Source organism: Aurantimonas marina (assembly GCF_017183135.1).
Taxonomy (GTDB): Bacteria; Pseudomonadota; Alphaproteobacteria; order Rhizobiales; family Rhizobiaceae; genus Aurantimonas; species Aurantimonas marina.
Genome location: NZ_JADDXW010000001.1, coordinates 114,461 through 136,250 on the forward strand (window position 1 = coordinate 114,461; position 21,790 = coordinate 136,250).

The 21,790-nt window shown below is 62.5% G+C and carries 25 protein-coding genes; 15 read left to right on the top strand and 10 right to left on the bottom strand.

Going from position 1 to position 21,790, the window contains the following annotated elements:
• Positions 1-58: 58 nt before the first annotated feature.
• Both ING15_RS00570 and ING15_RS00575 read left to right on the top strand, forming a co-directional pair.
• Complete coding sequence (locus ING15_RS00570) at positions 59-1,690, top strand: acyl-CoA synthetase (protein ID WP_206452825.1); 1,632 nt, start codon at positions 59-61, stop codon at positions 1,688-1,690.
• Positions 1,691-1,769: 79 nt separating this feature from the next.
• The gene (locus tag ING15_RS00575) at positions 1,770-2,111 is read left to right on the top strand and encodes a c-type cytochrome (protein ID WP_206452826.1); all 342 of its coding nucleotides are present in this window, start codon (positions 1,770-1,772) and stop codon (positions 2,109-2,111) included.
• Between the two features lie 81 nt (positions 2,112-2,192).
• Here the strand turns inward: ING15_RS00575 and ING15_RS00580 are convergent, their stop codons facing one another.
• The 3 genes from ING15_RS00580 to ING15_RS00590 form a co-directional block, all read right to left on the bottom strand.
• Entirely contained in the window at positions 2,193-2,504 is a 312-nt protein-coding gene (locus ING15_RS00580; protein ID WP_206452827.1) for a c-type cytochrome, read from the bottom strand.
• 99 nt (positions 2,505-2,603) lie between these two features.
• On the bottom strand, positions 2,604-3,008 hold the full coding sequence (locus ING15_RS00585) for a host attachment family protein (RefSeq protein WP_206452828.1): 405 nt from the start codon (positions 3,006-3,008) through the stop codon (positions 2,604-2,606).
• Positions 3,009-3,267: 259 nt separating this feature from the next.
• Complete coding sequence (locus ING15_RS00590) at positions 3,268-3,444, bottom strand: YdcH family protein (protein ID WP_206452829.1); 177 nt, start codon at positions 3,442-3,444, stop codon at positions 3,268-3,270.
• Between the two features lie 210 nt (positions 3,445-3,654).
• Between ING15_RS00590 and ING15_RS00595 the strand changes: the two genes are divergently transcribed.
• The 5 genes from ING15_RS00595 to ING15_RS00615 all read left to right on the top strand — a co-directional run bounded on the left by ING15_RS00595 (position 3,655) and on the right by ING15_RS00615 (position 6,589).
• A complete protein-coding gene (locus tag ING15_RS00595) occupies positions 3,655-3,858 on the top strand; it encodes a YdcH family protein (RefSeq protein ID WP_206452830.1) in 204 nt (67 codons plus the stop codon).
• On the top strand, positions 3,858-4,358 hold the full coding sequence (gene purE, locus ING15_RS00600; protein ID WP_206453219.1) for a 5-(carboxyamino)imidazole ribonucleotide mutase: 501 nt from the start codon (positions 3,858-3,860) through the stop codon (positions 4,356-4,358). Before ING15_RS00595 ends, purE begins: the two co-directional genes overlap by 1 nt.
• The gene (locus tag ING15_RS00605) at positions 4,355-5,440 is read left to right on the top strand and encodes a 5-(carboxyamino)imidazole ribonucleotide synthase (RefSeq protein ID WP_206452831.1); all 1,086 of its coding nucleotides are present in this window, start codon (positions 4,355-4,357) and stop codon (positions 5,438-5,440) included. Before purE ends, ING15_RS00605 begins: the two co-directional genes overlap by 4 nt.
• Before the next feature lie 178 nt (positions 5,441-5,618).
• The gene (ykgO, locus tag ING15_RS00610) at positions 5,619-5,744 is read left to right on the top strand and encodes a type B 50S ribosomal protein L36 (RefSeq protein ID WP_206452832.1); all 126 of its coding nucleotides are present in this window, start codon (positions 5,619-5,621) and stop codon (positions 5,742-5,744) included.
• Between the two features lie 86 nt (positions 5,745-5,830).
• Positions 5,831-6,589 (top strand): tetratricopeptide repeat protein, encoded by a 759-nt coding sequence (locus ING15_RS00615; RefSeq protein WP_206452833.1) that lies wholly within the window; start codon positions 5,831-5,833, stop codon positions 6,587-6,589.
• Between the two features lie 88 nt (positions 6,590-6,677).
• Here the strand turns inward: ING15_RS00615 and pyk are convergent, their stop codons facing one another.
• Both pyk and ING15_RS00625 read right to left on the bottom strand, forming a co-directional pair.
• On the bottom strand, positions 6,678-8,114 hold the full coding sequence (gene pyk, locus ING15_RS00620; protein WP_206452834.1) for a pyruvate kinase: 1,437 nt from the start codon (positions 8,112-8,114) through the stop codon (positions 6,678-6,680).
• Positions 8,111-8,542, bottom strand: a complete 432-nt coding sequence (locus tag ING15_RS00625) for a DUF1036 domain-containing protein (RefSeq protein WP_232845473.1) — start codon at positions 8,540-8,542, stop codon at positions 8,111-8,113. The genes pyk and ING15_RS00625 overlap by 4 nt, the downstream gene beginning before the upstream one ends.
• 298 nt (positions 8,543-8,840) lie before the next feature.
• Here ING15_RS00625 and ING15_RS00630 point away from each other — a divergent pair, with 298 nt between their 5' ends.
• Both ING15_RS00630 and ING15_RS00635 read left to right on the top strand, forming a co-directional pair.
• Positions 8,841-9,146, top strand: a complete 306-nt coding sequence (locus ING15_RS00630; protein ID WP_206452836.1) for a DUF1244 domain-containing protein — start codon at positions 8,841-8,843, stop codon at positions 9,144-9,146.
• Between the two features lie 107 nt (positions 9,147-9,253).
• Positions 9,254-9,517, top strand: coding sequence for a DUF2312 domain-containing protein (locus ING15_RS00635; RefSeq protein WP_206452837.1), 264 nt, complete (start codon positions 9,254-9,256; stop codon positions 9,515-9,517).
• 315 nt (positions 9,518-9,832) lie between these two features.
• Here ING15_RS00635 and ING15_RS00640 read toward each other — a convergent pair whose 3' ends face one another.
• From ING15_RS00640 to ING15_RS00650, 3 genes are all read right to left on the bottom strand, one after another.
• A complete protein-coding gene (locus ING15_RS00640) occupies positions 9,833-10,261 on the bottom strand; it encodes a MucR family transcriptional regulator (RefSeq protein ID WP_206452838.1) in 429 nt (142 codons plus the stop codon).
• 604 nt (positions 10,262-10,865) lie between these two features.
• On the bottom strand, positions 10,866-12,575 hold the full coding sequence (locus tag ING15_RS00645; RefSeq protein ID WP_206452839.1) for a DUF882 domain-containing protein: 1,710 nt from the start codon (positions 12,573-12,575) through the stop codon (positions 10,866-10,868).
• A 244-nt stretch (positions 12,576-12,819) separates the two neighbouring features.
• Positions 12,820-14,292: a sigma-54-dependent transcriptional regulator gene (locus ING15_RS00650; protein ID WP_206452840.1), complete on the bottom strand. Its 1,473-nt coding sequence runs from the start codon at positions 14,290-14,292 to the stop codon at positions 12,820-12,822.
• 176 nt (positions 14,293-14,468) lie between these two features.
• Between ING15_RS00650 and ING15_RS00655 the strand changes: the two genes are divergently transcribed.
• From ING15_RS00655 to ING15_RS00665, 3 genes are read left to right on the top strand one after another with little or no spacing between them, the layout of a single operon-like run.
• Positions 14,469-16,298, top strand: a complete 1,830-nt coding sequence (locus ING15_RS00655) for a M3 family oligoendopeptidase (protein WP_206452841.1) — start codon at positions 14,469-14,471, stop codon at positions 16,296-16,298.
• Positions 16,295-16,714, top strand: coding sequence for a toll/interleukin-1 receptor domain-containing protein (locus ING15_RS00660; protein ID WP_206452842.1), 420 nt, complete (start codon positions 16,295-16,297; stop codon positions 16,712-16,714). The genes ING15_RS00655 and ING15_RS00660 overlap by 4 nt, the downstream gene beginning before the upstream one ends.
• Positions 16,711-17,124: a toll/interleukin-1 receptor domain-containing protein gene (locus tag ING15_RS00665; protein WP_206452843.1), complete on the top strand. Its 414-nt coding sequence runs from the start codon at positions 16,711-16,713 to the stop codon at positions 17,122-17,124. The genes ING15_RS00660 and ING15_RS00665 overlap by 4 nt, the downstream gene beginning before the upstream one ends.
• Before the next feature lie 33 nt (positions 17,125-17,157).
• Here ING15_RS00665 and ING15_RS00670 read toward each other — a convergent pair whose 3' ends face one another.
• Positions 17,158-18,132, bottom strand: coding sequence for a small ribosomal subunit Rsm22 family protein (locus ING15_RS00670; RefSeq protein ID WP_206452844.1), 975 nt, complete (start codon positions 18,130-18,132; stop codon positions 17,158-17,160).
• 182 nt (positions 18,133-18,314) lie between these two features.
• Between ING15_RS00670 and ING15_RS00675 the strand changes: the two genes are divergently transcribed.
• Both ING15_RS00675 and ING15_RS00680 read left to right on the top strand, forming a co-directional pair.
• Entirely contained in the window at positions 18,315-19,760 is a 1,446-nt protein-coding gene (locus ING15_RS00675) for a homospermidine synthase (RefSeq protein WP_206452845.1), read from the top strand.
• A gap of 113 nt (positions 19,761-19,873) precedes the next feature.
• Complete coding sequence (locus tag ING15_RS00680) at positions 19,874-20,320, top strand: nuclear transport factor 2 family protein (protein ID WP_206452846.1); 447 nt, start codon at positions 19,874-19,876, stop codon at positions 20,318-20,320.
• A 24-nt stretch (positions 20,321-20,344) separates the two neighbouring features.
• Here ING15_RS00680 and ING15_RS00685 read toward each other — a convergent pair whose 3' ends face one another.
• A complete protein-coding gene (locus tag ING15_RS00685) occupies positions 20,345-21,115 on the bottom strand; it encodes a SpoIIAA family protein (RefSeq protein ID WP_206452847.1) in 771 nt (256 codons plus the stop codon).
• A gap of 290 nt (positions 21,116-21,405) precedes the next feature.
• Between ING15_RS00685 and ING15_RS00690 the strand changes: the two genes are divergently transcribed.
• A complete protein-coding gene (locus ING15_RS00690; RefSeq protein WP_206452848.1) occupies positions 21,406-21,693 on the top strand; it encodes a hypothetical protein in 288 nt (95 codons plus the stop codon).
• Positions 21,694-21,790: the final 97 nt, after the last annotated feature.

Here is a 21,790-nt window from a genome sequence, read left to right on the forward strand (position 1 = left end):
GATCTTCTATAGCTCATGCTCTGGCGCGTCGACGAACCGCGCTGACCAGGGAGGACCGATGGGCATTTACGACGAGCATCTCGAGCGCAACGCGGCGAATTATCAACCGCTGACACCGCTGACCTTTCTGTCACGCGCGGCGCTGATCCATCCCGACCGGGTCGCCATCATTCACGGGTCGCTGCGCCGCAGTTATGGCGATTTCTACCGCCGCTCCAGGCAGCTCGCCTCGGCGATCGAGAAACGCGGCATCATGCCTGGCGGAACCGTGGCCGTCATGCTGGCCAACACGCCCCCCATGCTCGAAGCCCATCATGGCGTGCCGATGGCCGGCGCCGTGCTTTTGTCGATTAACACCCGGCTCGACCCCGATATCATCGCCTTCCAACTCGATCATTCGGAAGCGCGGATGGTGATCGTCGACCGCGAGTTTTCCGCCGTCATGGCGCAAGCGCTGGCCAAGGTGAAGGTCACGCCGATCGTCATTGACTACGACGATCCCGATTTTCCCGAGGACGCGCCCGCAAAGAAGGGCGAAGCGATCGGGACGATCGAATACGAGGCGCTCGTCGCCGAGGGCGATCCCGATTACGACTGGCATATGCCAGCGGACGAATGGGACGCGATTTCGCTGAACTACACGTCAGGCACGACCGGCAATCCGAAAGGCGTCGTCTATCACCATCGCGGCGCCGCGCTGATGGGCTATTCCAACGTCATCGCTTCGGGCATGGGCCGGCACCCGGTCTATCTGTGGACTTTGCCGATGTTCCACTGCAATGGCTGGTGCTTTCCCTGGACCCTGGCCGTCGAGGCTGGCACCCATGTCTGCCTGCGCTGGGTGCGGGCCAAGGCAATGTATGACGCAATCGCCGATCATCGCGTCACCCATCTGTGTGGCGCGCCCGTGGTCATGGCGATTCTGATCGACGCGGCTGAGGCGGACAAGCGCCCGTTCGACCACACGGTCACCTTCAACACCGCCGCCGCCCCGCCGCCCCAGGCCGTGCTCGCCGGCATGCGCGACGCCGGCTTCGAGGTAACGCACCTTTATGGATTGACCGAGACCTATGGTCCGGCCGTGGTCAATCAATGGAAGGACGAATGGGACACGCTGGACGGGCCGGCCCGCGCCGCCCAGACCGCGCGCCAGGGGGTTCGCTATCCCTCGCTGGAAGACCTCGCCGTGATGGATTCCGAAACGATGGAGCGGACGCCGCCGGACGGCGAGACCATCGGCGAGGTGATGTTCCGGGGCAATATCGTCATGCGCGGCTATCTCAAGAACCCGGAAGCATCGGCCGAGGCGTTTCGCGGCGGCTGGTTCCATTCCGGCGATCTCGGCGTTCTTCACGAGGACGGCTACATCGAGCTGAAGGATCGGGCCAAGGATATCATCATCTCGGGCGGCGAGAACATCTCGTCGATCGAGGTGGAGAACGCTCTGTACCGGCATCCGGCAGTGCAGACCGCGGCGGTGGTCGCCAAGCCTGACGACAGATGGGGTGAGACGCCGCTGGCCTTCGTCGAGCTCAAGCCCGGTCACGCGGTCTCGGCCGAAGACCTGATCGCCCATTGCCGCGCAACGCTGGCAAGATTCAAATGCCCCAGGGAGATCAGATTCGAGGAAGTGCCCAAGACCTCCACGGGAAAGATTCAGAAATACGTCCTGCGCAAGATGGTAGGATGACGACCACCGTCGCAGGCCGGACGGCTCAGCCTCAGACCAAGTGGCATGCTGGCCGCTCCAATGAAGAGGGAGGTTCCCGATGCGTCCCCTGCCGCTCGTCTTGTCGGCTGTTGCCGTAGCCTTTGTCATATCCGGATCCGCATACGCCCAGAGCAGCGAAACCGGGCCGGACGGTATCGATCGGGGAAAGGCACTGGCGGTTCGCAATTGTTCCGGCTGCCATGCAGTGGGGCCTGACGGCGAAAGCCCGAACCCCAAGGCGCCACCTTTCCGCACCCTGTCCCAGCGATTTCCGATCGACGCTCTGGAGGAAACGTTCATCGGGACCATCGACACGGGCCATCCCGGAATGCCCGTCTTCGTCGCCACGCAGGAGCAGATCGACGACATCATCGCCTATATCGCCTCCGTCATGCAGTAGCCAGCCGTGTGCTGCCGCCGGCACCGGTCGACATATGGCGCAGCTGAAACTTGCGGTCAGCTCTGTGCTGTCAGGCCAGGATCAGCGCAGGCTCCCGATATAGGCGACAATGTCGCGGATTTCCTGCCCTGTCAGGCTCATATCCGGCATGACGGGATGCGGATCGGCAAGAAAGGCCTTGAGTGAGCCGAGATCGTCGCCGGCCTGCCCGGCGATCGTCATGAAGGTCAGAACATCCGCATTTCCCGAAGTTTGCTCGGGCGAAACGATGTGGCACGCGGCGCACCATCGTTCGGCAATGACCCGCCCCGTTGCCGCATCTCCCTTCGACTGCGCTTCGGCCGCGCCGGGAAGAAGCAGGGAGAGGAGGAGCGTCAGCGCATATCTGTTCATGGCATTCCTCAAGAACGGTTGCCCGGCGGGCCAGCCGCTTTCCGCGCCGCCCCCGGGAATTACTCATACAAACCTGCGATAGCAGGCTAGCCCGCGGTATCAAGCGTGCCGAATCGCGGTCGCGATATCGTCGACCGGATGGCCGACGAGGTCTTTCGGCAACTCACCGACGATCTTGCCCTGCAGTTTCGCGTGAAAGTGCTTGCGCATCTCGCCCAAGGTCCTTGGATCGGCGATCAGAAAAAGATGATCGAGGGCTCCCCCGACCGCCAGCCGGTTCAGATATTCCGCGCTTGCCGCGGCGAAGCCGTCCTCGGCCGGGCGCCCCCGGTCCGGATTGGCCGAATCGCTGCGGTGCCTGGAACCTGAGCTGGGATTGACCGGCGCGACGGCCGGATCGTCGAAGAAGACGAGATCGAGCCGCGTCTCGACGCCTTTGTTCCGAAAGAGTTTAAGGGTCGTACCGTCTGCTACCGCTACGATTGCGCCATTTGGCAAGATCATCGATTCCAACTCCGGATAAGGGCGGCGAAGCGCCGCTTCCCCTCTATCCGAACATGGCGGCATTCATGCCACCTTGCGCTAGGTCAAACCGCAACCAGCTAACCTGTCACGAGCTCTGCAATTCCTGCTCGGCAACGGCGCGTCTTCAACCCCTAAGCAGGTACCCGCCGCCCGATCCCCGCGGGCCGGCACAAACGGCGAAGCCAAACAATGACAAGCCCGAGCGCCACCGAGCCGCGCTCGGGCCGAATATGTCTGTTCAGTTCTTGTTATGACGAAGCCTCTCGATTTCGTCCTTCAACTGCAATTTCTTTCGCTTCATCTCCCTGAGGTCCGCATCGCTCATCGCCGGCTTCGAGATCAGTGCCGCTGATATCTCGTGATCAAGCGCCGTGTGGCGTTGTTCAAGTGTCGCCAGATGAGTATCCAAGGACATGTGCGTCTCCTTTTTAAGGCTTGCCACGGCGTGCCTCGAGAGCCGTGGCCTCGACTGTTCGAAAGTGGCACAAAGCGCCCACACTGTCGAACGACAAGATCGGGTCGGTATCGTTGGAATACGCTTTTTGGTAATCCTCAACGAGGCGCCCGGGGTTGAAGTCCCGAGGGCCCGATTCGGTTGCATCCACGGCCGCATGAAAGGACAGGAATGGAGGATCAGGAACAGGCGGGCCTACGGCTGCAAGTCGCGCGCTTGCGCCAGGAGCACGCCGATTTCGACGCGGCGGTGAACGCCATGGAAACGACCGGCTGCGACCGTCTGCAGGTGCAGCGAATGAAGAAGAAGAAGCTGACGATCAAGGACCGCCTGCAGGATCTCGAAGACCAGATCATTCCGGACATCAGCGCATGATGCGACAGAAAACCGCCGTTCCCGTCGCGATCATCATGGGCAGCCAGTCCGACTGGGCCGTGATGAAGAACGCCGCTGACACGCTCGATGCACTCTCCATTGGCTTTGATGCTCGTATCGTGTCCGCCCACCGCACGCCGCAGCGGCTTTACGAATTCGCCCAAGCGGCCAAGGACGCCGGCTTCAAGGTCATTATCGCGGGCGCCGGCGGCGCCGCACACCTTCCGGGCATGACCGCCGCCCTGACCCCCTTGCCGGTTTTCGGCGTGCCGGTGGAAAGCCGTGCTCTTTCCGGCAAGGACAGCCTGTTGTCGATCGTGCAGATGCCGGCGGGCATTCCGGTCGGCACGCTTGCGATCGGACGCGCCGGCGCGGTCAACGCCGCCTTGCTCGCCGCCAGCGTCCTCGCCCTGTCGGACGAGGCCCTGGCGGTGCGCCTCGACGCCTGGCGCAAGGCGCAGACCGATTCGGTCGCCTTGGCCCCGAAGGATGCGGAATGAGCCCGGCTCCGCTACCGCCGGGCGCCACGATCGGCGTCGTCGGCGGCGGTCAACTTGCTCGCATGCTGGCAATGGCTGCCGCCCGCCTCGGCTACCGAACCGTCATTCTCGATCCGGATCCGGCCTGCCCGGCGGTACAGCTGGCGAACGAAACCCTGGTCGCAGCCTATGACGACGTCGCCGCCTTAAGCCGGCTGGCGGGCAGCTGCGACGTCGTGACTTACGAATTCGAGAATGTGCCGGTCCAACCGCTCCGCGCGGCGGTGCAGGGCGTTCCGCTGCATCCATCCGCCGATGCACTGGAAATCGCCCAGGATCGGGTGGTCGAAAAGGCCTTCCTGAACGGCATCGGAGTCGCGACCGCGGAATGGCAGGCGATCGACAGCGCAGCGGAAATGGATCACGCTCTGATCCAGCTTGGGGGTGAGGCGATCCTGAAGACGCGGCGTTTCGGCTACGATGGCAAGGGACAGGCGACGATCCGCAAGGACGCACCCCTCGACAACATTTTCGAGAGCCTCGGCGGCGTCCCTTCGATCCTGGAACGGCGCGTCCCCTTCGCTTACGAATGCTCGGTGATCGGCGCGCGCGGCACCGACGGGACCGTCGCCATCTACGATCCGGCAGAAAACGTTCATGGACTTGGCATTCTCCAGCGCTCCGCCGTGCCGGGCAGAATCACCGAGGACGTGGCGCGCGAGGCTAAGGGTATCGCGTCACGCATTCTCGAACGACTCCAATATATCGGCGTCATCGGCGTCGAGTTTTTCGTCGGCACCGACGGCAGCCTGCTCGTCAACGAGATTGCGCCGCGAGTTCACAATTCCGGCCACTGGACCGAAGCCGCCTGCGTGATCTCGCAATTCGAGCAGCACATCCGGGCCGTCGCCGGCCTGCCGCTCGGCTCGCCGGCCCGCCATTCCGACTGTGTCATGGAAAATTTGATCGGCAACGACGTGAAGCGCGCCGCAAGCCTGCTGACGGAACCGGCCGTCCTTGTCCATCTCTACGGCAAGGCGGAGGCACGGGCCGGCCGCAAGATGGGCCACTTTACGCGGTTGATCGGGCCGGCGCGCGCCTGAAGGGATGGAACGGTTCGCACGGGGTCGAAGCAACAGCGACACGGCTGCCAACATTGACAAGCGCGTTCGGTGAAGCTATCTCGGCGCCAATCTTTTCGGCGCGTCAGCGATGGCGCGCCGCTCATTTTGCGACGGAGCCGGGTGACCCGATCCTCGCACCAGACGACCCGGTGATGTCATGAAGATCAAGAACTCGCTCAAGTCCCTGCGCTCGCGCCATCGCGCCAACCGCCTCGTGCGCCGCAAGGGCCGCGTCTACATCATCAACAAGGTGGCGCCGCGCTTCAAGGCGCGCCAGGGTTGATTCCGAGGGAACCGAGCGTCCGCTCCTTCCCCGACGATCACGAAAATTCTCATTGACGCTGCGCTGTGGCGAATTACCCTCTCCGCATGCGCAGCTTTGTCATCTCCGGTGCGATCGGCCTCGCTTTCGTTGGCGCCATGGCCCTGCCAGCGGCGGCCCAGGATGCCGCCCCGCCGCTGTTCGACTTCCAGGTCGATCCCGAGACATCCCCCGACACCTCCCCTCCCCCCGAAGACCCGCCCCCCATGGTGATCCCGCCTCCCGACGAGGAGGCGACTGAGGCGCCCGAGGCCTTCGGCAGCGCCCCGATAGCCGAGAGCGAACCCGCCGACGAGCCGGACGGCCGCGCCGCCGACGAGACGCCGGCGGAAGAGCGTGAGCGGCTGTTCGCGGAACTCCGCAAGGAGCCGTCGGACAGCAAGGCGCGGCGCATCGCCTCTCGCATCGAAAGGCTGTGGCGCAACAGCGGCAGCGCAACGGTCGATCTTTTGATGCTGCGTGCCGCCGAGGCGATGGCCAAAGAGAAGAACGCCGCCGCGTTCGACGTGCTTGATCAGGCGCTGGTCCTCGATCCGGGCTATGCCGAAGCCTGGAACCGCCGGGCGACCCTCAATTTCACCGCCGGGGCCTGGGGCAAGTCGCTGGCCGACATCGAGCAGACCCTTACGCGCGAGCCGCGTCATTGGGGCGCCTTGATGGGCTTGGCGATGATCCTCGAGCGGACGGGCCGCAAGGACAAGGCGCTGGAGACCTATTTGCGGGTGCTTGCGGTCTATCCGGCCCTGAAATCCGCTCAGGACGCCGCCGGCCGGCTGTCGGAAGAACTCGTCGGCCCGGCGATCTGAGTAAGCAACGGTCCGCTGCTATCCGGTCAGGCGTGGCCGCCAGGTGGCACAAGGCTCAGTCTAACCTGCGGACGCTGGGCCTACGTGCTCACACCGCGCTCAAGCCGTCCGAACCGATATAGGCAATGCGCAGCATATTGGTCGCGCCCGGCGTTCTCAGCGGCACGCCGGCGGTGACGATCAGGCGCTGGCCGGCCTTCGCGTAACGCTGCTCTACCGCGATGCGGCAGGCGCGGTCGACCATGTCATCGAGATTCTGGGCGTCCTCGGTCACGGCGCAGTGCAGGCCCCAGACGATCGACAGACGCCGCGCCGTCTCGACCACGGGCGACAGCGCGAGGATGGGAATGTTCGGCCTCTCGCGTGCGGTCCTCAGCCCCGTCGTTCCGGTCGCCGTATAGGTAACGATCACAGCCACCCCCAGCGTTTCGGCCATCTGCCGCGCCGCCAGCGAGACCGCGTCGGCGCCTGTTGCTTCCGGCGCTGGGCGTTGGGCGAAGATGATGCCTGGATAAAGCGGGTCCCTTTCCACCTGCACGGCGATCCGGTCCATAGTCGCAACCGCCTCGACCGGATATTGGCCGGCCGCCGATTCGGCTGAAAGCATCACCGCGTCCGCACCTTCATAGACGGCGGTCGAAACGTCGGAAACCTCGGCGCGAGTTGGAACCGGCGCCGAAATCATCGACTCCAGCATCTGCGTCGCAACGACCACCGGCTTGCCGGCCCGGCGGGCGGCGCGGGTGATACGTTTCTGGATGCCTGGAACCGCCTCGAGTGGCATTTCCACGCCGAGATCGCCGCGAGCGACCATGACCGCGTCCGACAGGTCGATGATCTCGTCGAGACGCTCGACCGCCTGGGGTTTTTCGATCTTGGACATCAGGAAGGCCCGACCGCGCGAAACCTTGCGCGCCTCGGCGAGATCCTCTGGCCGCTGGATGAACGACAATCCCACCCAATCGACGTTTTCGAGCAGCACGGCGTCGAGATCGCGCCGGTCCTTGTCGGTTAACGCCCCGGTGGCGAGCGTCGTGTCGGGCAGGCTGACACCCTTGCGATCGGAAATCTTGTTGCCGGCGACGACGCGGCATTTGATCCGGTGCTTGTCGGTCTCCGTGCAGACGAGTTGCAGGCGCCCGTCGTCGATCAGCAGTCGATGGCCTACTTCGACCGCTTCGAGGATCTCCGGGTGGGGCAGGAAGACGCGAGTCGAATCACCCTCCTGCTGATTGTCGTCGAGGGTGAAGTCCTGTCCGACCGCCAGCTCGGCCTTGCCGCCGATGAAACTCCCGACGCGCAGTTTCGGGCCCTGCAGATCGGCGAGAATTCCGATCGGAAGCCCGACGTCGCTTTCGACCTTGCGGATGCGCCTGACCAACTCGCGCATCGTTTCATGGTCGGCATGGCTCATGTTGATTCGGAAAGCGTCGGCGCCGGCCTCGTGGAGCTTGCGGATCATCTCTTCCGATGACGATGCGGGGCCCAGAGTTGCCAGGATCTTGACCCTGCGATTGCGTCTCATTGTGTCCCCGTAGATTCGCGCGGCGCTTCGGTCAGCTGAACCATCCAACTGGCCTGCTCGCCCGTGTCATACTCCCGGAAGCCTATTTTTTGATAGCCCCGTTTGAAGCAGTCGGTCACGCCCGCGATCTTGAACTCGTTCTCGGCGACGCAGAGGTCGACCGGCCCGGCCCATCGCCCCTGCCCCTCCGCGTCCTCGGCGTACACATAGTAATACCGCGACGACAGCGGCCCCTCGATGATCGTCTTGCAGGTGGTTGCCGGAATGCGCCACCAGCCCTCCGTGGTCCAGCCCGCTTCGGCGCGATAGCCGATGGCGACACCCACCAGCGACTGGGTGCCATTGCATACGCGGAAAGCCGCTTGCGCAGTGACTGCGGCGATCGGAGCTGATGCCAGGAAAAACCCGGCGGCAAACAGGCACAGCATGGCCGCGCTCCGCAGCCGGCCCAGGGGTCTTGATATCATCATGCCATCCTCGAAACTGGCGGTGGTTCTCGTGATTTTAGTCTTGGCATAGCGGCTGAACCTGTCAACGAGGTGACCTTGGGGTCCGGCCGGTTCACACGAGTGCCCTTGCCAGTAGCCTATCCGGGCGCGGCTTTCGAGCCCTGCTAAGGGCGACGCCGGTCATCTTCTATGCCGCGGGGTTGATGCCGGTTCTGTTCGGCTCGATATGTCGGAGCGGGGCCGCAAGCGCCACCCAATCGTAGGAGCATCGAGAATCATGGACGAGATCAGCGTCAGGCAACGCCTGGAATACGAGGCAGCGGCCTTCCGCCGGTTGCGAGACCATCTGCGGGAGCGAACAGACGTCCAGAACATCGATTTGATGAATCTTGCCGGTTTCTGCCGCAACTGCCTGTCCAACTGGTACCGTGAGGCGGCCGAAGCCGACGGTGTCGCGATCAGCAAGGACGAATCTCGGGAGATCGTCTACGGCATGCCCTATGAGCAGTGGCGCTCCCAGCATCAGACCGAGGCCGCTCCAAGAGCACAAAAGCTGTTTGAAAGCGGGCAGCCGCACGACTGACGAAACCTACGACGCCATTTGAGGCCGTTCAGCCATTCAACGAATCACCGGGGTCTGCTAGGGGCCGGCAGGCCCCTTTCAGGAATGCGCCAGACGGAGACGGAAACATGTCGGACGTAAATGGTGTCGCTCAAGATCAACTGCGCTCATTCGTCGAGCGGATCGAGCGGCTCGAGGAAGAGAAAAAGACGATCAGCGATGACATCAAGGACGTCTACGCCGAAGCCAAGGGCAACGGTTTCGATACCAAGGTGCTACGCCGTGTCGTCTCGCTGCGCAAACAAGACCAGAACGAACGCCAGGAGCAGGAGGCCATCCTCGACCTCTATCTGCAGGCGCTGGGCATGGCACCGGATCTGCCGAAAGATTGATTTTGGGCCGGCGACTTGTTCGCCTTCAATGACAAAAGCCCGCCAGATCCAATCTGGCGGGCTTTTGTGTTGCCGGGGTGGCTTGGCGCGGAATGAAGAAAAGTGGAAACCGGTTTTCCACTCGCATTCCCATTCACTTCACGGAAGTGATCAATTTCATGAAACTGGATCGACCCGATCCGATTTTACCGTGAACTCCCGCGCGCGGCGCCCACGCACCCACCGGAAGGAACTCACACTGGAACGCGCCGGAAGCCGAACGGCCGCCGGCGGTGTCCCGCGCGCCTTTGGCCTCCGGGATTGACCACCCTTTGCCTAGCGAGCGGCGCGGCGGCGCTTATGGCCGAGACCCATCTGCTTGGCCAGCCGCGAGCGAGCCGCGGCATAGTTCGGTGCAACCATCGGATAGTCGGACGCAAGATCCCACTTCTCACGATACTCTTCTGGCGAGAGGTTGTAGTGGGTCATGAGGTGACGCTTGAGCGACTTGAACTTTTTGCCGTCCTCGAGACAGATAATGTAGTCGTCCGTCACCGATTTCTTCACCGGGACCGCCGGCTTCGGCTTTTCTGCCTGAACGGTCTGAGGAGCATTCGTGGTGCTGCCAAGTGCCCCATAGACATCCGATATCAGCCCCGGCAGTTCCGATACCGGGAGGGAATTGTTGCTGACATAGGCGGCGACCACTTCAGCCGTCAGCTCCATCAGCATTTCGTTGTTTTCGATGTTTGCGATCTGATCCATATTTTGCCCCATTGTGCTCAGTAGCCTGCCGGTCAAGCCACAGCGGAACGTCTAATGTTCCGATATCGTTCGTAAAACAGATAATTGAACGGTGGCGCTGCTTTATCCGACCTTGCCACTCACATCCGTGTATTGATGGGCATATACTTAATGTCAATATGCTTGGTTACAATCCCAAGATTTTTGCGAATCTCCGGCAAACGTAAAGCCCAAACAAACAAGGAATGATTCAGGACTGCCGACATTACCAAAGTGTAAGAATTTGCAGAGCCCGTGAGAACGATAAACTCTTGCAACCTACCCGTGAAAAACTTCCCTGCGAAATTTGAGGGAGCCGGTTTGCCTGTCCGGCGGCTGCTGGAAATCCCTTGATGAGACGGCAGGCGGTGCGCGAAGTCCTGTTTTGAGTTCCGGCCTCCGATCAACTGCCGGCCGTCCTGAAATCCGCATGACCCATGCCATTTCCGGACGTGGGTAGGCCTCCCGCCGGGACGGCATCATAGCATCGGACAGCAAGCACACCCGACAATGCGGCAGAAATGCCGGTGGCCGACCGCCAAGGCCTTGCGAACGGCCGCCTTCAAAAGTTCGAGAACCGGGCGCGCTATTGCTTGAGCTTGACCAATGGCAGGAAGTTCACGGCAGAGCCGGAGAAGCGATCGGTCTTGCCCGTTGCATGGGACGGCGTGAAGCCGCCGGCAAACAGCGTGCGCGGCAGATCGCCGACGAGCCGGCCCGTATCGGGACTGCTCCGCGCCATTTGTTCCGCGCGACGGTTGGAATCGGATACGAGCGAGGCGATTTCGATCCGCGAATTGATCGCCTCCTGTGGATCGATCCTCATCGACTTCACCGCCGGCCTGGCCGCAGCTCGCATCACTCGATCGCCCTTGCCGTCGCTGGAGACGTTGCCGTCCAGTGGGATCTTCGTCGCCGTCGGCCGGGAGCGAGCCGGCGTCGGCGGCGTCGCCGCCGCCGCGACTTTCATCATCGCCGCGGGCTGCGCCGTCTTCGGCTCGATCACCGGTCGCGCCACGGGCATCGCCGCCGCGACGACGCTCTCGATCGCTTGCCGCGTCGTGGCGGAAGGAGCTTTGTCGGTCTTCAACAAATCGTCGAACATCGGCCGGTCGCGCGGTGTCGGAACGACATACGCCAACTGACCGCTGGCGGCCGTCTCCGTCGCTTGCGCCTCGAGCGCCGCAACCAGAGTAGAAACGGCATCCGACTTGGATCGAGCGGCGGGCACGACTGGCGCTTGCGACCCGGCAATCGGCGTTTGCGCCGTAGCGCGGACGGGTGCCCAGGTGGGGACGGGAATTCGCGCCGTGTCGAGAGACGCGACGACAGTCGGCTCTTCCGACGAAGCTACATTCGTTGGCGCTCCGGTGTCGAAGCGATCACCGACGGGCATGGCGACGCCGCCCGGCAGCGAGGGCCGGGATTGGGGAACAGCGGAGGCCAAGGCGACAACTGGAGCAGACACGGCGCGCTGGACTGGAGCGGCTCGGGCCGGTGCCGCGCCTGCTTCCGCATCGTCTTCCGCTTCGTCACTGCCGCCGCCGAACAGCATGGCCAGCAGCGTCTTGCCGCCGCCGGACGAGCTGGAACTGGCATTGGCCACCTGGATTTCGGAGGCGCCCCGGCGCTGCTTGTACGACGCTAGCGCCTGCTGATAGCCGGGCAGAGGCTTGCCGTCCGAGGGAACATGAACCGTGTTGCCGTTCGGAAAGACCGCCAGCAGCTGTTTGCGGCTCATGCGCGGCCAGTGCCGGGCATTGCCGACGTCGAAATGCACGAAGGGCGAGCCGGATCTCGGATAGTAGCCGACGCCGCCGACCTGCATCTTCAGGCCGATTTCGCGCATCTTCGCCAGCGGAACATCCGGAATTTGAAAGTCGAGCGCCTTGCCAAGAGTGTGCTGGCTCTTCTTGGCGACGCCTGACGATCGCGAGCGCAGCATCGAATTGGTGCCGGGCGAGCGGTAGCCGGAAATGACGTTGATGTAGGAGCGCGAGCCGGACTGGCGATACGCTTCCCAGATCACGTCCATCAGGCGGGGATCCATGGTTGTCGGCTCGGACTTGCGCCAATCCCGGAGGAACCAGTTGATCTTCTTCAGTTCGGAGCGGTCGTAGCGACCGTTGCGCTTATAGGCGAAGCTCGCCTTTTCCTTGGTATGGAGATTGTAGAACTTGAGAACCCTGGTTTCCGCCTGGGCCGCAGTGGCCGCGCTAACGGCAAGGAGGGACAAAGCTGCGAACGTCGCAATGCGCCAAGCCCTACGGCCGGCATGAGCGGCATGTCCGAACATGCGGTCTTCCCCTCAATGATCATGTCTGTCCCCGCAAAAAATCCCCCGGGGACGACACCGTCTTAGAAACTGTTTTCACGCTCGTCTAGTTTTGCCCAAACTGCGGCATGAAAATGACAGTCACGAACTTTCTATGGATTTTGGCGGGAAAGCGTTAAGCTTGGATTAAGTTTAACTTGACGTTGCGCGGACGGTCAGTGGGTTTGTATCGCTGAAGCTGCTGTTCAACAGATGACGCGGAACGTCAGTCCACCGCAATATCGTAGGCCCGCAGCTTTCGGTAAAGCGTCGAGCGACCGATGCCGAGCCGCCGCGCGATCTCGCTCATCCGCCCGTCGTACTGACGCAACGCAAGCCGGATCAGGTCGGCCTCCACCTCCTCCATGCGGCGGATTTGTCCATTCGCGTCGCGGAGCGGGAAAGCTGGCGCCTCGTGCCGCCGTTCGATACCGTTCCAGAGTTTTTCCAGATCTTCGACTTCCCGCGGTTCCGGTTGGCCGGCGGCGGATTCTTCGGGCCGGAGCGGCTGCGACGGATCGGCGGTGATGAGCGTCGTGATCTGCGGGAAATCGGCCGCAACGAGACTCTCTCCCTCCCCCAACACCACGGCGCGATGGATCGTGTTTTCCAATTGACGGATGTTACCTGGCCAGTCGTAGCCGCACAAAATTGCAATTGCCTCCCGGGAGAGACGGCGGACCCGTGTGCCACGCTCCACACCGACGAAGTGCTCGACGAAGCCACGCGCAAGGGCCGCGATTTCGCTGCGGCGCTCCCGCAGTGGGGGAACGCGAAGTTCGAACGCGTTGAGGCGATAGTAGAGATCCTCGCGAAACCGGCCTGTGGCGACCGCCGCAGCGAGATCGCGGTTGGTCGCGGAGATGATCCTGACGTCGGTCCTTGTGGGCGTCTTGCTTCCGACCGGATCGATTTCGCCGTCTTGCAGTACCCTCAGTAATTTCACCTGCGCATTGGCCGATAATTCGCCGACCTCATCCAGAAACAGCGTGCCTCCGTCGGCCTCGATGAACTTGCCCTCGTGATGCGCCGTTGCGTCCGTGAACGCCCCCTTGGCGTGGCCGAATAGAATGCTTTCGACGAGTTCGGTCGGCATCGCGCCGCAATTGACGGGAACGAAGGGGGCCAGCGCGCGGTCCCCATGCGCCTGGATGGCGCGGGCGAGCCATTCCTTGCCGACTCCCGTCTCACCTTCGATCAGCACCGGGATCGTCGAAGTAGCCGCCTTCGCCGCGTTTGAAAGCACCGGGCGCAGGGCGGCGGACGCCGCCGCATCGTCGAGGCGTGGCACGTCGCTTGTTTTGCGAGAGCGTCGCCGGGTCGCGGCACGCATTCGCAGCGCCTTGTCGAGGGTGGCCCGCAGCTTTTCCGGCGAGACCGGCTTGACGACGAAGTCGAAGGCGCCGGCGCGCATTGCCTCGACCACTGTGTCGATCGACCCCTTGGCAGTCTGGACGATCACCGGAATGTCCAGTCGCCGGCGCCGCATCTCGGCCATCACCTCCAGACCACTCATGTCCGGCATCATCAGATCGAGGATGATCGCGTCGATCTGCGCCGCCTCGCCGTCCCGCAGCGCATCGATTGCCGCGCGTCCGCCGCCGCATGGCACCGGCCGCAGTCCCGCACGCGCCACTTGAGCATCGAGGAGGCGTCGCTGTATGGGATCATCGTCGACGATAAGTACGGCTTGGATCATGTCGGCCTCCGTCTCGTCTTGCAGCGAGAATGACCCAATCTGACACGCACCGCTAAAATTCGACTGAACAAGCAAGGCTAACGATGCGCTGTTGATTTCAGTCCGATTTGAACGACATGGCTGCTACCGGCCCTGCCCGTCGCCCAGCCTTTCCCTTCGCCAACGAGATCGATGCCATGACCCAGAGCTTTTTCCCGACCCGCTCGGCAACCGAAGCGGCCGCCGCCGACGCAGGCGCGCTGCCGGAGTGGAATCTGGCCGATCTCTATCCGGCGATGGATAGCGACGAACTCAAGAGCGATCTTGAAAAGGCACGAGCAAAGTCCGAGGCCTTCCAGAACCGCTGGCGCGGCCGGCTTGCCGAGGCCGCTGGCGGCGACGGGGACGGCTTGGCGACGGCGGTCGTCGAGTTCGAAACGCTGGAAGAGCTGCTCGGCCGGATCATCTCCTATGCCGGGCTGGTTTATTCCGGCGACACCTCGGACCCGGCGCGGGCAAAGTTTTACGGCGATATCCAGTCAAGCGTCACCGACATTTCCTCGCGGCTCCTGTTCTTCCCGCTGGAGCTCAACCGTATCGAGGATGCCGAGATGGACGCCGCCATGGAGCGGGACCCTGCCCTGGCGCACTATCGCCCCTGGATCGTCGATCTGCGGAAGGACAAGCCGTTCCAACTCGAGGATCGCGTCGAGGAATTGTTTCACGAGAAGGCGATCACCGGCCGTGGCGCCTGGAACCGCCTCTATGACGAGACGCTGACCTCACTGCGTTTCACCGTCGATGGCGACGATTTGGCGCTCGAAGCCACCTTGAACCTTTTGCAGGACCCGGAGCGCGAGAAGCGGCGCAAGGCGGCGAGCGCCCTCGCCAACGTTTTCAGCGAAAATTTGCGCGTCTTCACCCTGATTACCAACACCCTTTCCAAGGACAAGGAAATTTCCGACCGCTGGCGCGGTTTTACGGATGTCGCCGACTCGCGCCATCTCGCCAACCGGGTCGAACGCGAGGTCGTGGACGCGCTGTCGGAGGCCGTGAGCGAGGCCTATCCGGCGATTTCCCATCGCTACTACGCCATGAAGGCGAAATGGCTGGGACTGGATGTTCTGGAATACTGGGACCGCAACGCACCCCTGCCCGATTCCACCCGCCGCGACATCTCCTGGGACGAAGCGCGCCAGACCGTGCTGTCGGCCTATTCCGGTTTTGCCCCGGAAATGGCGACGATCGCCGACCGCTTCTTCGCCAATGACTGGATCGACGCGGCGAACCGCCCCGGCAAGTCTCCGGGCGCCTTCGCACATCCGACAGTGCCGAGCGTCCACCCCTATGTGCTGCTCAACTACATGGGCAAGCCGCGCGACGTCATGACGCTCGCGCATGAGCTGGGCCACGGCGTCCATCAGGTGCTGGCCGGCCGGCAGGGCGCGCTGATGGCGGCGACGCCGCTGACATTGGCCGAGACCGCCTCGGTGTTCGGCGAGATGCTGACCTTCCGCTCGCTGCTGGAGCAGGCCAAGACCAAGGCCGAGCGCAAGACGCTGCTGGCTTCCAAGGTCGAGGACATGATCAACACGGTGGTCCGGCAGATCGCCTTCTATCAATTCGAGCGGGCGCTGCATGAAGAGCGTCGCCAGGGCGAACTGACGACAGAGCGGATCGGCGAAATCTGGCTGGAGGTCCAGACCCGCAGCCTCGGCCCGGCGCTGCGCCTCGGCGACGGCTATGACACCTACTGGACCTATGTTCCGCATTTCATCCACTCGCCGTTCTATGTCTACGCCTACGCGTTCGGCGACTGTCTGGTGAATTCGCTCTATGCGGTCTATCGCAATTCCGAGACTGGCTTTCAGGAGAAGTATTTCGAGATGCTGAAGGCCGGCGGCACCAAGCACCATTCCGAGCTTTTGAAGCCCTTCGGACTCGACGCCTCCGATCCCGCCTTCTGGTCGAAGGGCCTGGCGATGATTTCCGGCTTCATAGACGAATTGGAGGCGATGGACGATTGAGCGACAAAGGGAAATATCGGATCTTCATATCGCATGGTTGGGCCGATCGTTGGCTGGCCAGTCAGATCGATCGGCGCCTTCGTGAGCTGTCCGTAGATACCTTCATCGACATCACTCACATTGGAAGTGGCGATGAGATCGAAGAGCGCATTTTCTCCGAGATGCCAAAGTGCGACGAGGTTCTCGCGCTCTTTACACCTTGGTCGGTCGATCGAAACTGGGTTTGGGTCGAGCTTGGGGCGGCACGTGCGCTGGGCAAACGTGTCGTCGCCGTGCTCTATGAAGTCTCACTCGCGACGATCGAAGCGGAGAAGGGTGGCACGACATTTTTGCGCAGCCGAAACGTCATGGACATCAACGGCATGGAAGCTTATTTTCGGGATGTATCAATTCGTGCGAAGCGAGGGTCCGAATGACTGAGCGGCTTCAGCCCAACCCGAAAAGGGGGAAGGTGTTCTTGTCCTACGCGATGGCAGACCAAAATTTCGCCGAGAAGCTCGCAGCAACGCTTCGAGACAAGGGATACGAGGTCCTCGATCCGAACTACTTCATCGGGGTGGGGGACAAAATTCAGGACCAGATTCTCGAATCCCTTCGCGATGCGGATCGGATCATTGTCGTCGTACCGCCGTCGACTTCCAACAAATTTGTCCTGTTCGAACTCGGTGCGGCGCGCGCTCTCGGAAAGCCGATCATGGCGGTCATGCCGGATGCATCGCGGTCTTGGAATAGCGACGAGGTTCGAGCCTTGAGCCATCACGCTCTGATCGACGCCAGCAAACTGGAGCCTGAACAGCTTCTTGGTGCGCTACAGATCGCGTCCTGAGCAAGAATGATCCTCGGCCGAGCCGCATGAGGCTCAGCCATCCTCATCCAGCGCATCGCCCCAATCGAGGCGGCGAGCGGTGCGGAATATTTCGCCCTCGCGTTTGGTGACCAGCCGCTCCCGCATTTCGCCGTCCGCCGTGCAGAGTTTCAACTGCACCTTGCCGCTGCCGTTTCGGGGCGAGGCCAGAACGCGAGCGTTCAACGGCACGGCGGGTTGCCGGGCGACCGCGAGATAGGTGAATTTTTCGTCCTCGTAGGGAACCGTCCCGCGCTTGGTAAGACGGTGGGTGCGCGAGCGGGCGACCCGTTGGCCGAAATGGCACCAGTCTGGCGCGGCAACGGGACAATCTTCGGCGTGTGGACACGGCGCCAGCAGCCGCGCGCCCTCGGCCAGTAGCTGCCGGCGCGCGGCGAGGATGCGTTGCCAGCCGGCCGGCGTACCGGGCTCGATGATCAGAAGGACATCGCGCGCGAGCCGCCACAGCCGCGAGACGAGCGGCCCCCGAGCCTCGGGCGGCAATTCGTCGAGGACATAGGCGAGCGTCACCAGATCGGCCGGCGCGCGTTCCGCCAGATCCGCCGTCGCGTCGCCGCTAACCCAACGCGTCGCCACCGCCAATCCCTCTTGCGCCAGCCCTTGGCCAACGGCGAGCGCCGGCGCGCTCGCCTCTACCAGCGTCGCCTCGCGCAGGCTGTCGAAGGCATCGTTGGCGGCCCACAGCGCCGTGCCCGGCCCGGCCCCTATATCGAGCAGGGTTTTTGGCGCGAAATCCGGACGCCGCAGAACGATCTGCTCCAGGCTCGCCCGAATGGCGGCGAAAGTCGCCGGCATGCGGGCGGCGAGATAGGCGAGCACCGCCGGCTCACCATCGAGGTGGCGCCTCCCGTCGCGGATCTCTGCGCGGTAGCGTCCCGAAAGCCGTTCCCCCGCACTCCGCAAGTCATCGAGCGCATGGCGGTCGAGACGTGCGTCGAGCGCCTGTCTCAACGCGGCGGGAAGTTGCATCGAACAGCCTGCCGCAATGGTGAGCTCGACGGTCTCGCTATCACGTCGATCACGGCTGCTTTACTCCTCGATCAAGCCGCCCGGTCATCGCGCTGGCTCCCCCTGCTCTTCCATTCGTCGTCGAACTGCTCTAGCGGCTTCGCCCAACGTTACGGCGCAACGATCATCGAAAGGAATGCCGCATGGCCAAGAAGAACCACCCGATCCACGCCAAGATAACCGGCCCGGTTGTGATGATTGGTTTCGGCTCTATCGGCAAGGGCACGCTGCCCCTCATCGAACGCCATTTCGATTACGACAAAAGCCGAATGACGGTCATCGATCCGAACGACGCCGACAAGCATCTCCTCGACGAACGCGGTATCCGCTTCGTCAACGAAGCGGTGACGCGGAAAAACTATCGGGATCTTTTGACCCCGCTGCTCACCGAGGGCGACGGCCAGGGCTTCTGCGTCAATCTGTCGGTCGACACCGGGTCGCTCGACCTGATCAAGCTCTGCCGCGAGCTCGGCGTGCTCTACATCGACACCGTCGTCGAGCCGTGGCTCGGCTTTTACTTCGACGAATCCCTGTCCAACGCCGATCGTACGAACTACGCATTGCGTGAGACAGTCCGCAAGGAGAAGCGCAAGAACCCCGGCGGCACGACGGCCGTCTCGTGCTGCGGCGCCAATCCGGGCATGGTCTCCTGGTTCGTGAAACAAGCCCTCGTCGACGTCGCCCGCGAGGTCGGCATCGATTTCGAGGAGCCGGCGCAGGAAGACCGCGACGGCTGGGCCAAGCTGATGAAGAAGACCGGCGTCAAGGGCATCCACATCGCCGAGCGCGACACCCAGCTCGCCAAGGCGCCGAAGCCGATGAACGTGTTCTGGAACACCTGGTCCGTTGAGGGTTTCCTGTCGGAAGGCATGCAGCCGGCGGAACTCGGCTGGGGCACCCATGAGAAGTGGATGCCGAAGAACGCCAACAAGCACAAGAAGGGCCACCAGTCGGCAATCTATCTGGAGCAGCCGGGCGCCAATACGCGGGTACGGACCTGGTGCCCGACACCGGGCGCACAATATGGTTTCCTCGTCACCCACAACGAATCCATCTCGATCGCGGACTTCTTCACCCATCGCAACCGCGACGACGAGGTCACCTACCGGCCGACCTGCCACTATGCCTATCATCCCTGCAACGACGCCGTCCTGTCGCTGCACGAGCTATTCGGGGCGGCCGGCAAGATCCAGCCGCAGCATCATGTCCTGGACGAAAACGAGCTGACCGACGGCATCGACGAACTCGGCGTCCTGCTCTACGGCCACGACAAGAATGCCTACTGGTATGGCTCGCAGCTGTCGCTGGAGGAAACCCGCAAGCTCGCGCCCTACCAAAACGCCACCGGCTTGCAGGTGACCTCAGCGGTGCTGGCGGGCATGGTCTGGGCGCTGGAAAATCCCGAGGCCGGCATCGTCGAGACCGACGAAATGGACTACAAGCGCTGCCTTGAGGTACAGTCCCCCTATCTTGGTCCGGTCAAGGGTTATTACACCGACTGGACACCGTTGACCGACCGTCCGGGGCTCTTCCCCGAAGACCTTGACGAAAAAGACGTCTGGCAGTTCCGGAACATCCTCGTTCGTTGAGCATTACCGGCAGGGTACGCATGTGCGTATCCGACTGGCGATGCGGCGTCGGGACGTATGATGTCTAGAATTTGGGGGATCGGCTTCTTGTCCGGTCCCTCCCGGAGCAATGCATGGCTGATTCCGACGCGAAGCGTGCGGTGGTCGAAGAGGTGATGGAAGCGGTGATGGCGGGAGCGGCCGGGTCGATAGCCCGGCATTTCGCCCCTGGGGCAACCATTTCCCAGCGTAGCAACGCAGAGCAGTCCGACACGCCGTGGTTTGGACGGATGGAAGGTGAATTCCGCCTTCATGGGCACGAGCAGGCGCGCGCCTTTTTCGACGAGATGCTGAAGCGCACGAGCTACATTTCCTACGAGTTGCGCGGTCTCGTCTGTGAGATGGACGAAGCCGCCAGCCGTTGTGACTGGTCACGCAGAGACGAGAAGACCGGGACGCTGATCACCGGCACGACCATGTACTGGTTCGCCTTTACGAGCGACAACCGTATAAGGTCGATCGAGACGATCGGTTCGATTCATTCCGTCATCCCATCCCGCAAGGCCGAACCCGTCGGGTAGAGCGCCGGCAAAGCACGGTTACGCCTATCGAACCGGCTCGGCCTCGACCCAGGCCCAGGCATCCGCCTCCCGTTCCGCCGGAAACGTTTGCATGTCGACATCGTTGAACAGCGGATTCATGGCTGAAATCATCTTGGTCATCCATCCAGGCGCGCCGACGATGGCATAGCGTTCCACTTTCCGCATGGCCGCGAGCTTCATGGAGATGAGGCCGCTCTGCATGAGGATGGCCGGATCGAAGCCGCCCAGATGCTTGATACGGCCGAGCAGGCGGACCTTTTCATGACTGTCGAACAAGGCATTGATCCGAGCGAGCACGGCCGGAAATTCCTTCTCCGAGATCACACCGTCGAGCTCGAAACCAAGCACGTCGTTGCGCGACGTCGGCAGAAACCGCACAGCTGGATTATCGGATTTCGGCGCCGCGGGAGGCTCGGCGGCCCATTTCAGCGCTTCATCATATTGCTCCGGAGCGAAGCTTTTCATTTCGAAGTTCGGGAACAGAGGGCCGAAAAAGCCGGTGAGCGCGCGCGGCCATTCCTTGTCGGAGATCAGGGCGCCGCGCCGGAATTGACGGAGATGGGACAGCAATTCAAGGTCGGCTTTCATCCCTGCGATGAGCGCATCCCCTTCCATGTCGGACAGGCCGGTGATGTCGACGCACAGGCTTATGGCGTCGTGTGCTTTCAGCATCGCTTCGAGCAGGGTCTTGTAGCGTGCGATATCGTCGCCGGTGACTTTGCCGCTCAGCCGAAAAGCTAGGACATGCTCCGGGGCGGCCAGTTGCGCGAACATGGTGATCTCCTTTCGAGCATCTTGTCGGACGGCGATGATGACGCCGGCGACGCCGCGACACCTTGATCGAGAGCAATTCGCTCAAATTACGATAGACTTTTAATCGTGGCGTGGCTTAGGCTTGCAGGGCTTGTTGCAGTCAGTCCCGATGGGGTGTGGTACACGCGTGATACCGCCCATGAGGGTTTCGCGCCTAGATTTTTGGGGTTCTTCTGATGCGTCCTATTGCCGTTTCTCTTTTGCTCATGACTTTTGCCCTGAGCGCTTGCCAGACCCAGCAGCGAGCCGAGGTGCTGCCGACCCAGCCGCAGGGCATCGAGGGGCGCTGGGCTTCCATCGGGGGACCGGTCGCCTATACGGCGACCTTCCAGAATGGCCGTTTCACCTCGGTCGAGCGGGCGACCAATGGTCTCTTGGCCTCCGGCAATTACACCAATCTTGGGCCTGGCCAGGTCAATCTTCTTTACACATCGACCACGCGCAACCAGCAGGTGTCCGCCAACTGCAATCAGGTCGAGGTGAATCGTCTTTCCTGCGCGACATCCAGTGGCAATCGCTTCGACCTCGCCCGCGCCTGAGGAGTTTTGTCGCAGTCGCAAAGGGAATCGAGCCGCTTCACCCACCAGCAAGATCCCCTATATCCCGATCTCTGACGACGGCTCTCCGACAAGGCGG

Bases quoted from the DNA above. Each gene is read 5' to 3' on its own strand.
- ING15_RS00570 (WP_206452825.1), top strand. From the start codon at position 59: ATGGGCATTTACGACGAGCATCTCGAGCGCAACGCGGCGAATTATCAA.
- ING15_RS00575 (WP_206452826.1), top strand. From the start codon at position 1,770: ATGCGTCCCCTGCCGCTCGTCTTGTCGGCTGTTGCCGTAGCCTTTGTC.
- ING15_RS00580 (WP_206452827.1), bottom strand. From the start codon at position 2,504: ATGAACAGATATGCGCTGACGCTCCTCCTCTCCCTGCTTCTTCCCGGC.
- ING15_RS00585 (WP_206452828.1), bottom strand. From the start codon at position 3,008: ATGATCTTGCCAAATGGCGCAATCGTAGCGGTAGCAGACGGTACGACC.
- ING15_RS00590 (WP_206452829.1), bottom strand. From the start codon at position 3,444: ATGTCCTTGGATACTCATCTGGCGACACTTGAACAACGCCACACGGCG.
- ING15_RS00595 (WP_206452830.1), top strand. From the start codon at position 3,655: ATGGAGGATCAGGAACAGGCGGGCCTACGGCTGCAAGTCGCGCGCTTG.
- purE (WP_206453219.1), top strand. From the start codon at position 3,858: ATGCGACAGAAAACCGCCGTTCCCGTCGCGATCATCATGGGCAGCCAG.
- ING15_RS00605 (WP_206452831.1), top strand. From the start codon at position 4,355: ATGAGCCCGGCTCCGCTACCGCCGGGCGCCACGATCGGCGTCGTCGGC.
- ykgO (WP_206452832.1), top strand. From the start codon at position 5,619: ATGAAGATCAAGAACTCGCTCAAGTCCCTGCGCTCGCGCCATCGCGCC.
- ING15_RS00615 (WP_206452833.1), top strand. From the start codon at position 5,831: ATGCGCAGCTTTGTCATCTCCGGTGCGATCGGCCTCGCTTTCGTTGGC.
- pyk (WP_206452834.1), bottom strand. From the start codon at position 8,114: ATGAGACGCAATCGCAGGGTCAAGATCCTGGCAACTCTGGGCCCCGCA.
- ING15_RS00625 (WP_232845473.1), bottom strand. From the start codon at position 8,542: ATGCTGTGCCTGTTTGCCGCCGGGTTTTTCCTGGCATCAGCTCCGATC.
- ING15_RS00630 (WP_206452836.1), top strand. From the start codon at position 8,841: ATGGACGAGATCAGCGTCAGGCAACGCCTGGAATACGAGGCAGCGGCC.
- ING15_RS00635 (WP_206452837.1), top strand. From the start codon at position 9,254: ATGTCGGACGTAAATGGTGTCGCTCAAGATCAACTGCGCTCATTCGTC.
- ING15_RS00640 (WP_206452838.1), bottom strand. From the start codon at position 10,261: ATGGATCAGATCGCAAACATCGAAAACAACGAAATGCTGATGGAGCTG.
- ING15_RS00645 (WP_206452839.1), bottom strand. From the start codon at position 12,575: ATGTTCGGACATGCCGCTCATGCCGGCCGTAGGGCTTGGCGCATTGCG.
- ING15_RS00650 (WP_206452840.1), bottom strand. From the start codon at position 14,292: ATGATCCAAGCCGTACTTATCGTCGACGATGATCCCATACAGCGACGC.
- ING15_RS00655 (WP_206452841.1), top strand. From the start codon at position 14,469: ATGACCCAGAGCTTTTTCCCGACCCGCTCGGCAACCGAAGCGGCCGCC.
- ING15_RS00665 (WP_206452843.1), top strand. From the start codon at position 16,711: ATGACTGAGCGGCTTCAGCCCAACCCGAAAAGGGGGAAGGTGTTCTTG.
- ING15_RS00670 (WP_206452844.1), bottom strand. From the start codon at position 18,132: ATGCAACTTCCCGCCGCGTTGAGACAGGCGCTCGACGCACGTCTCGAC.
- ING15_RS00675 (WP_206452845.1), top strand. From the start codon at position 18,315: ATGGCCAAGAAGAACCACCCGATCCACGCCAAGATAACCGGCCCGGTT.
- ING15_RS00680 (WP_206452846.1), top strand. From the start codon at position 19,874: ATGGCTGATTCCGACGCGAAGCGTGCGGTGGTCGAAGAGGTGATGGAA.
- ING15_RS00685 (WP_206452847.1), bottom strand. From the start codon at position 21,115: ATGTTCGCGCAACTGGCCGCCCCGGAGCATGTCCTAGCTTTTCGGCTG.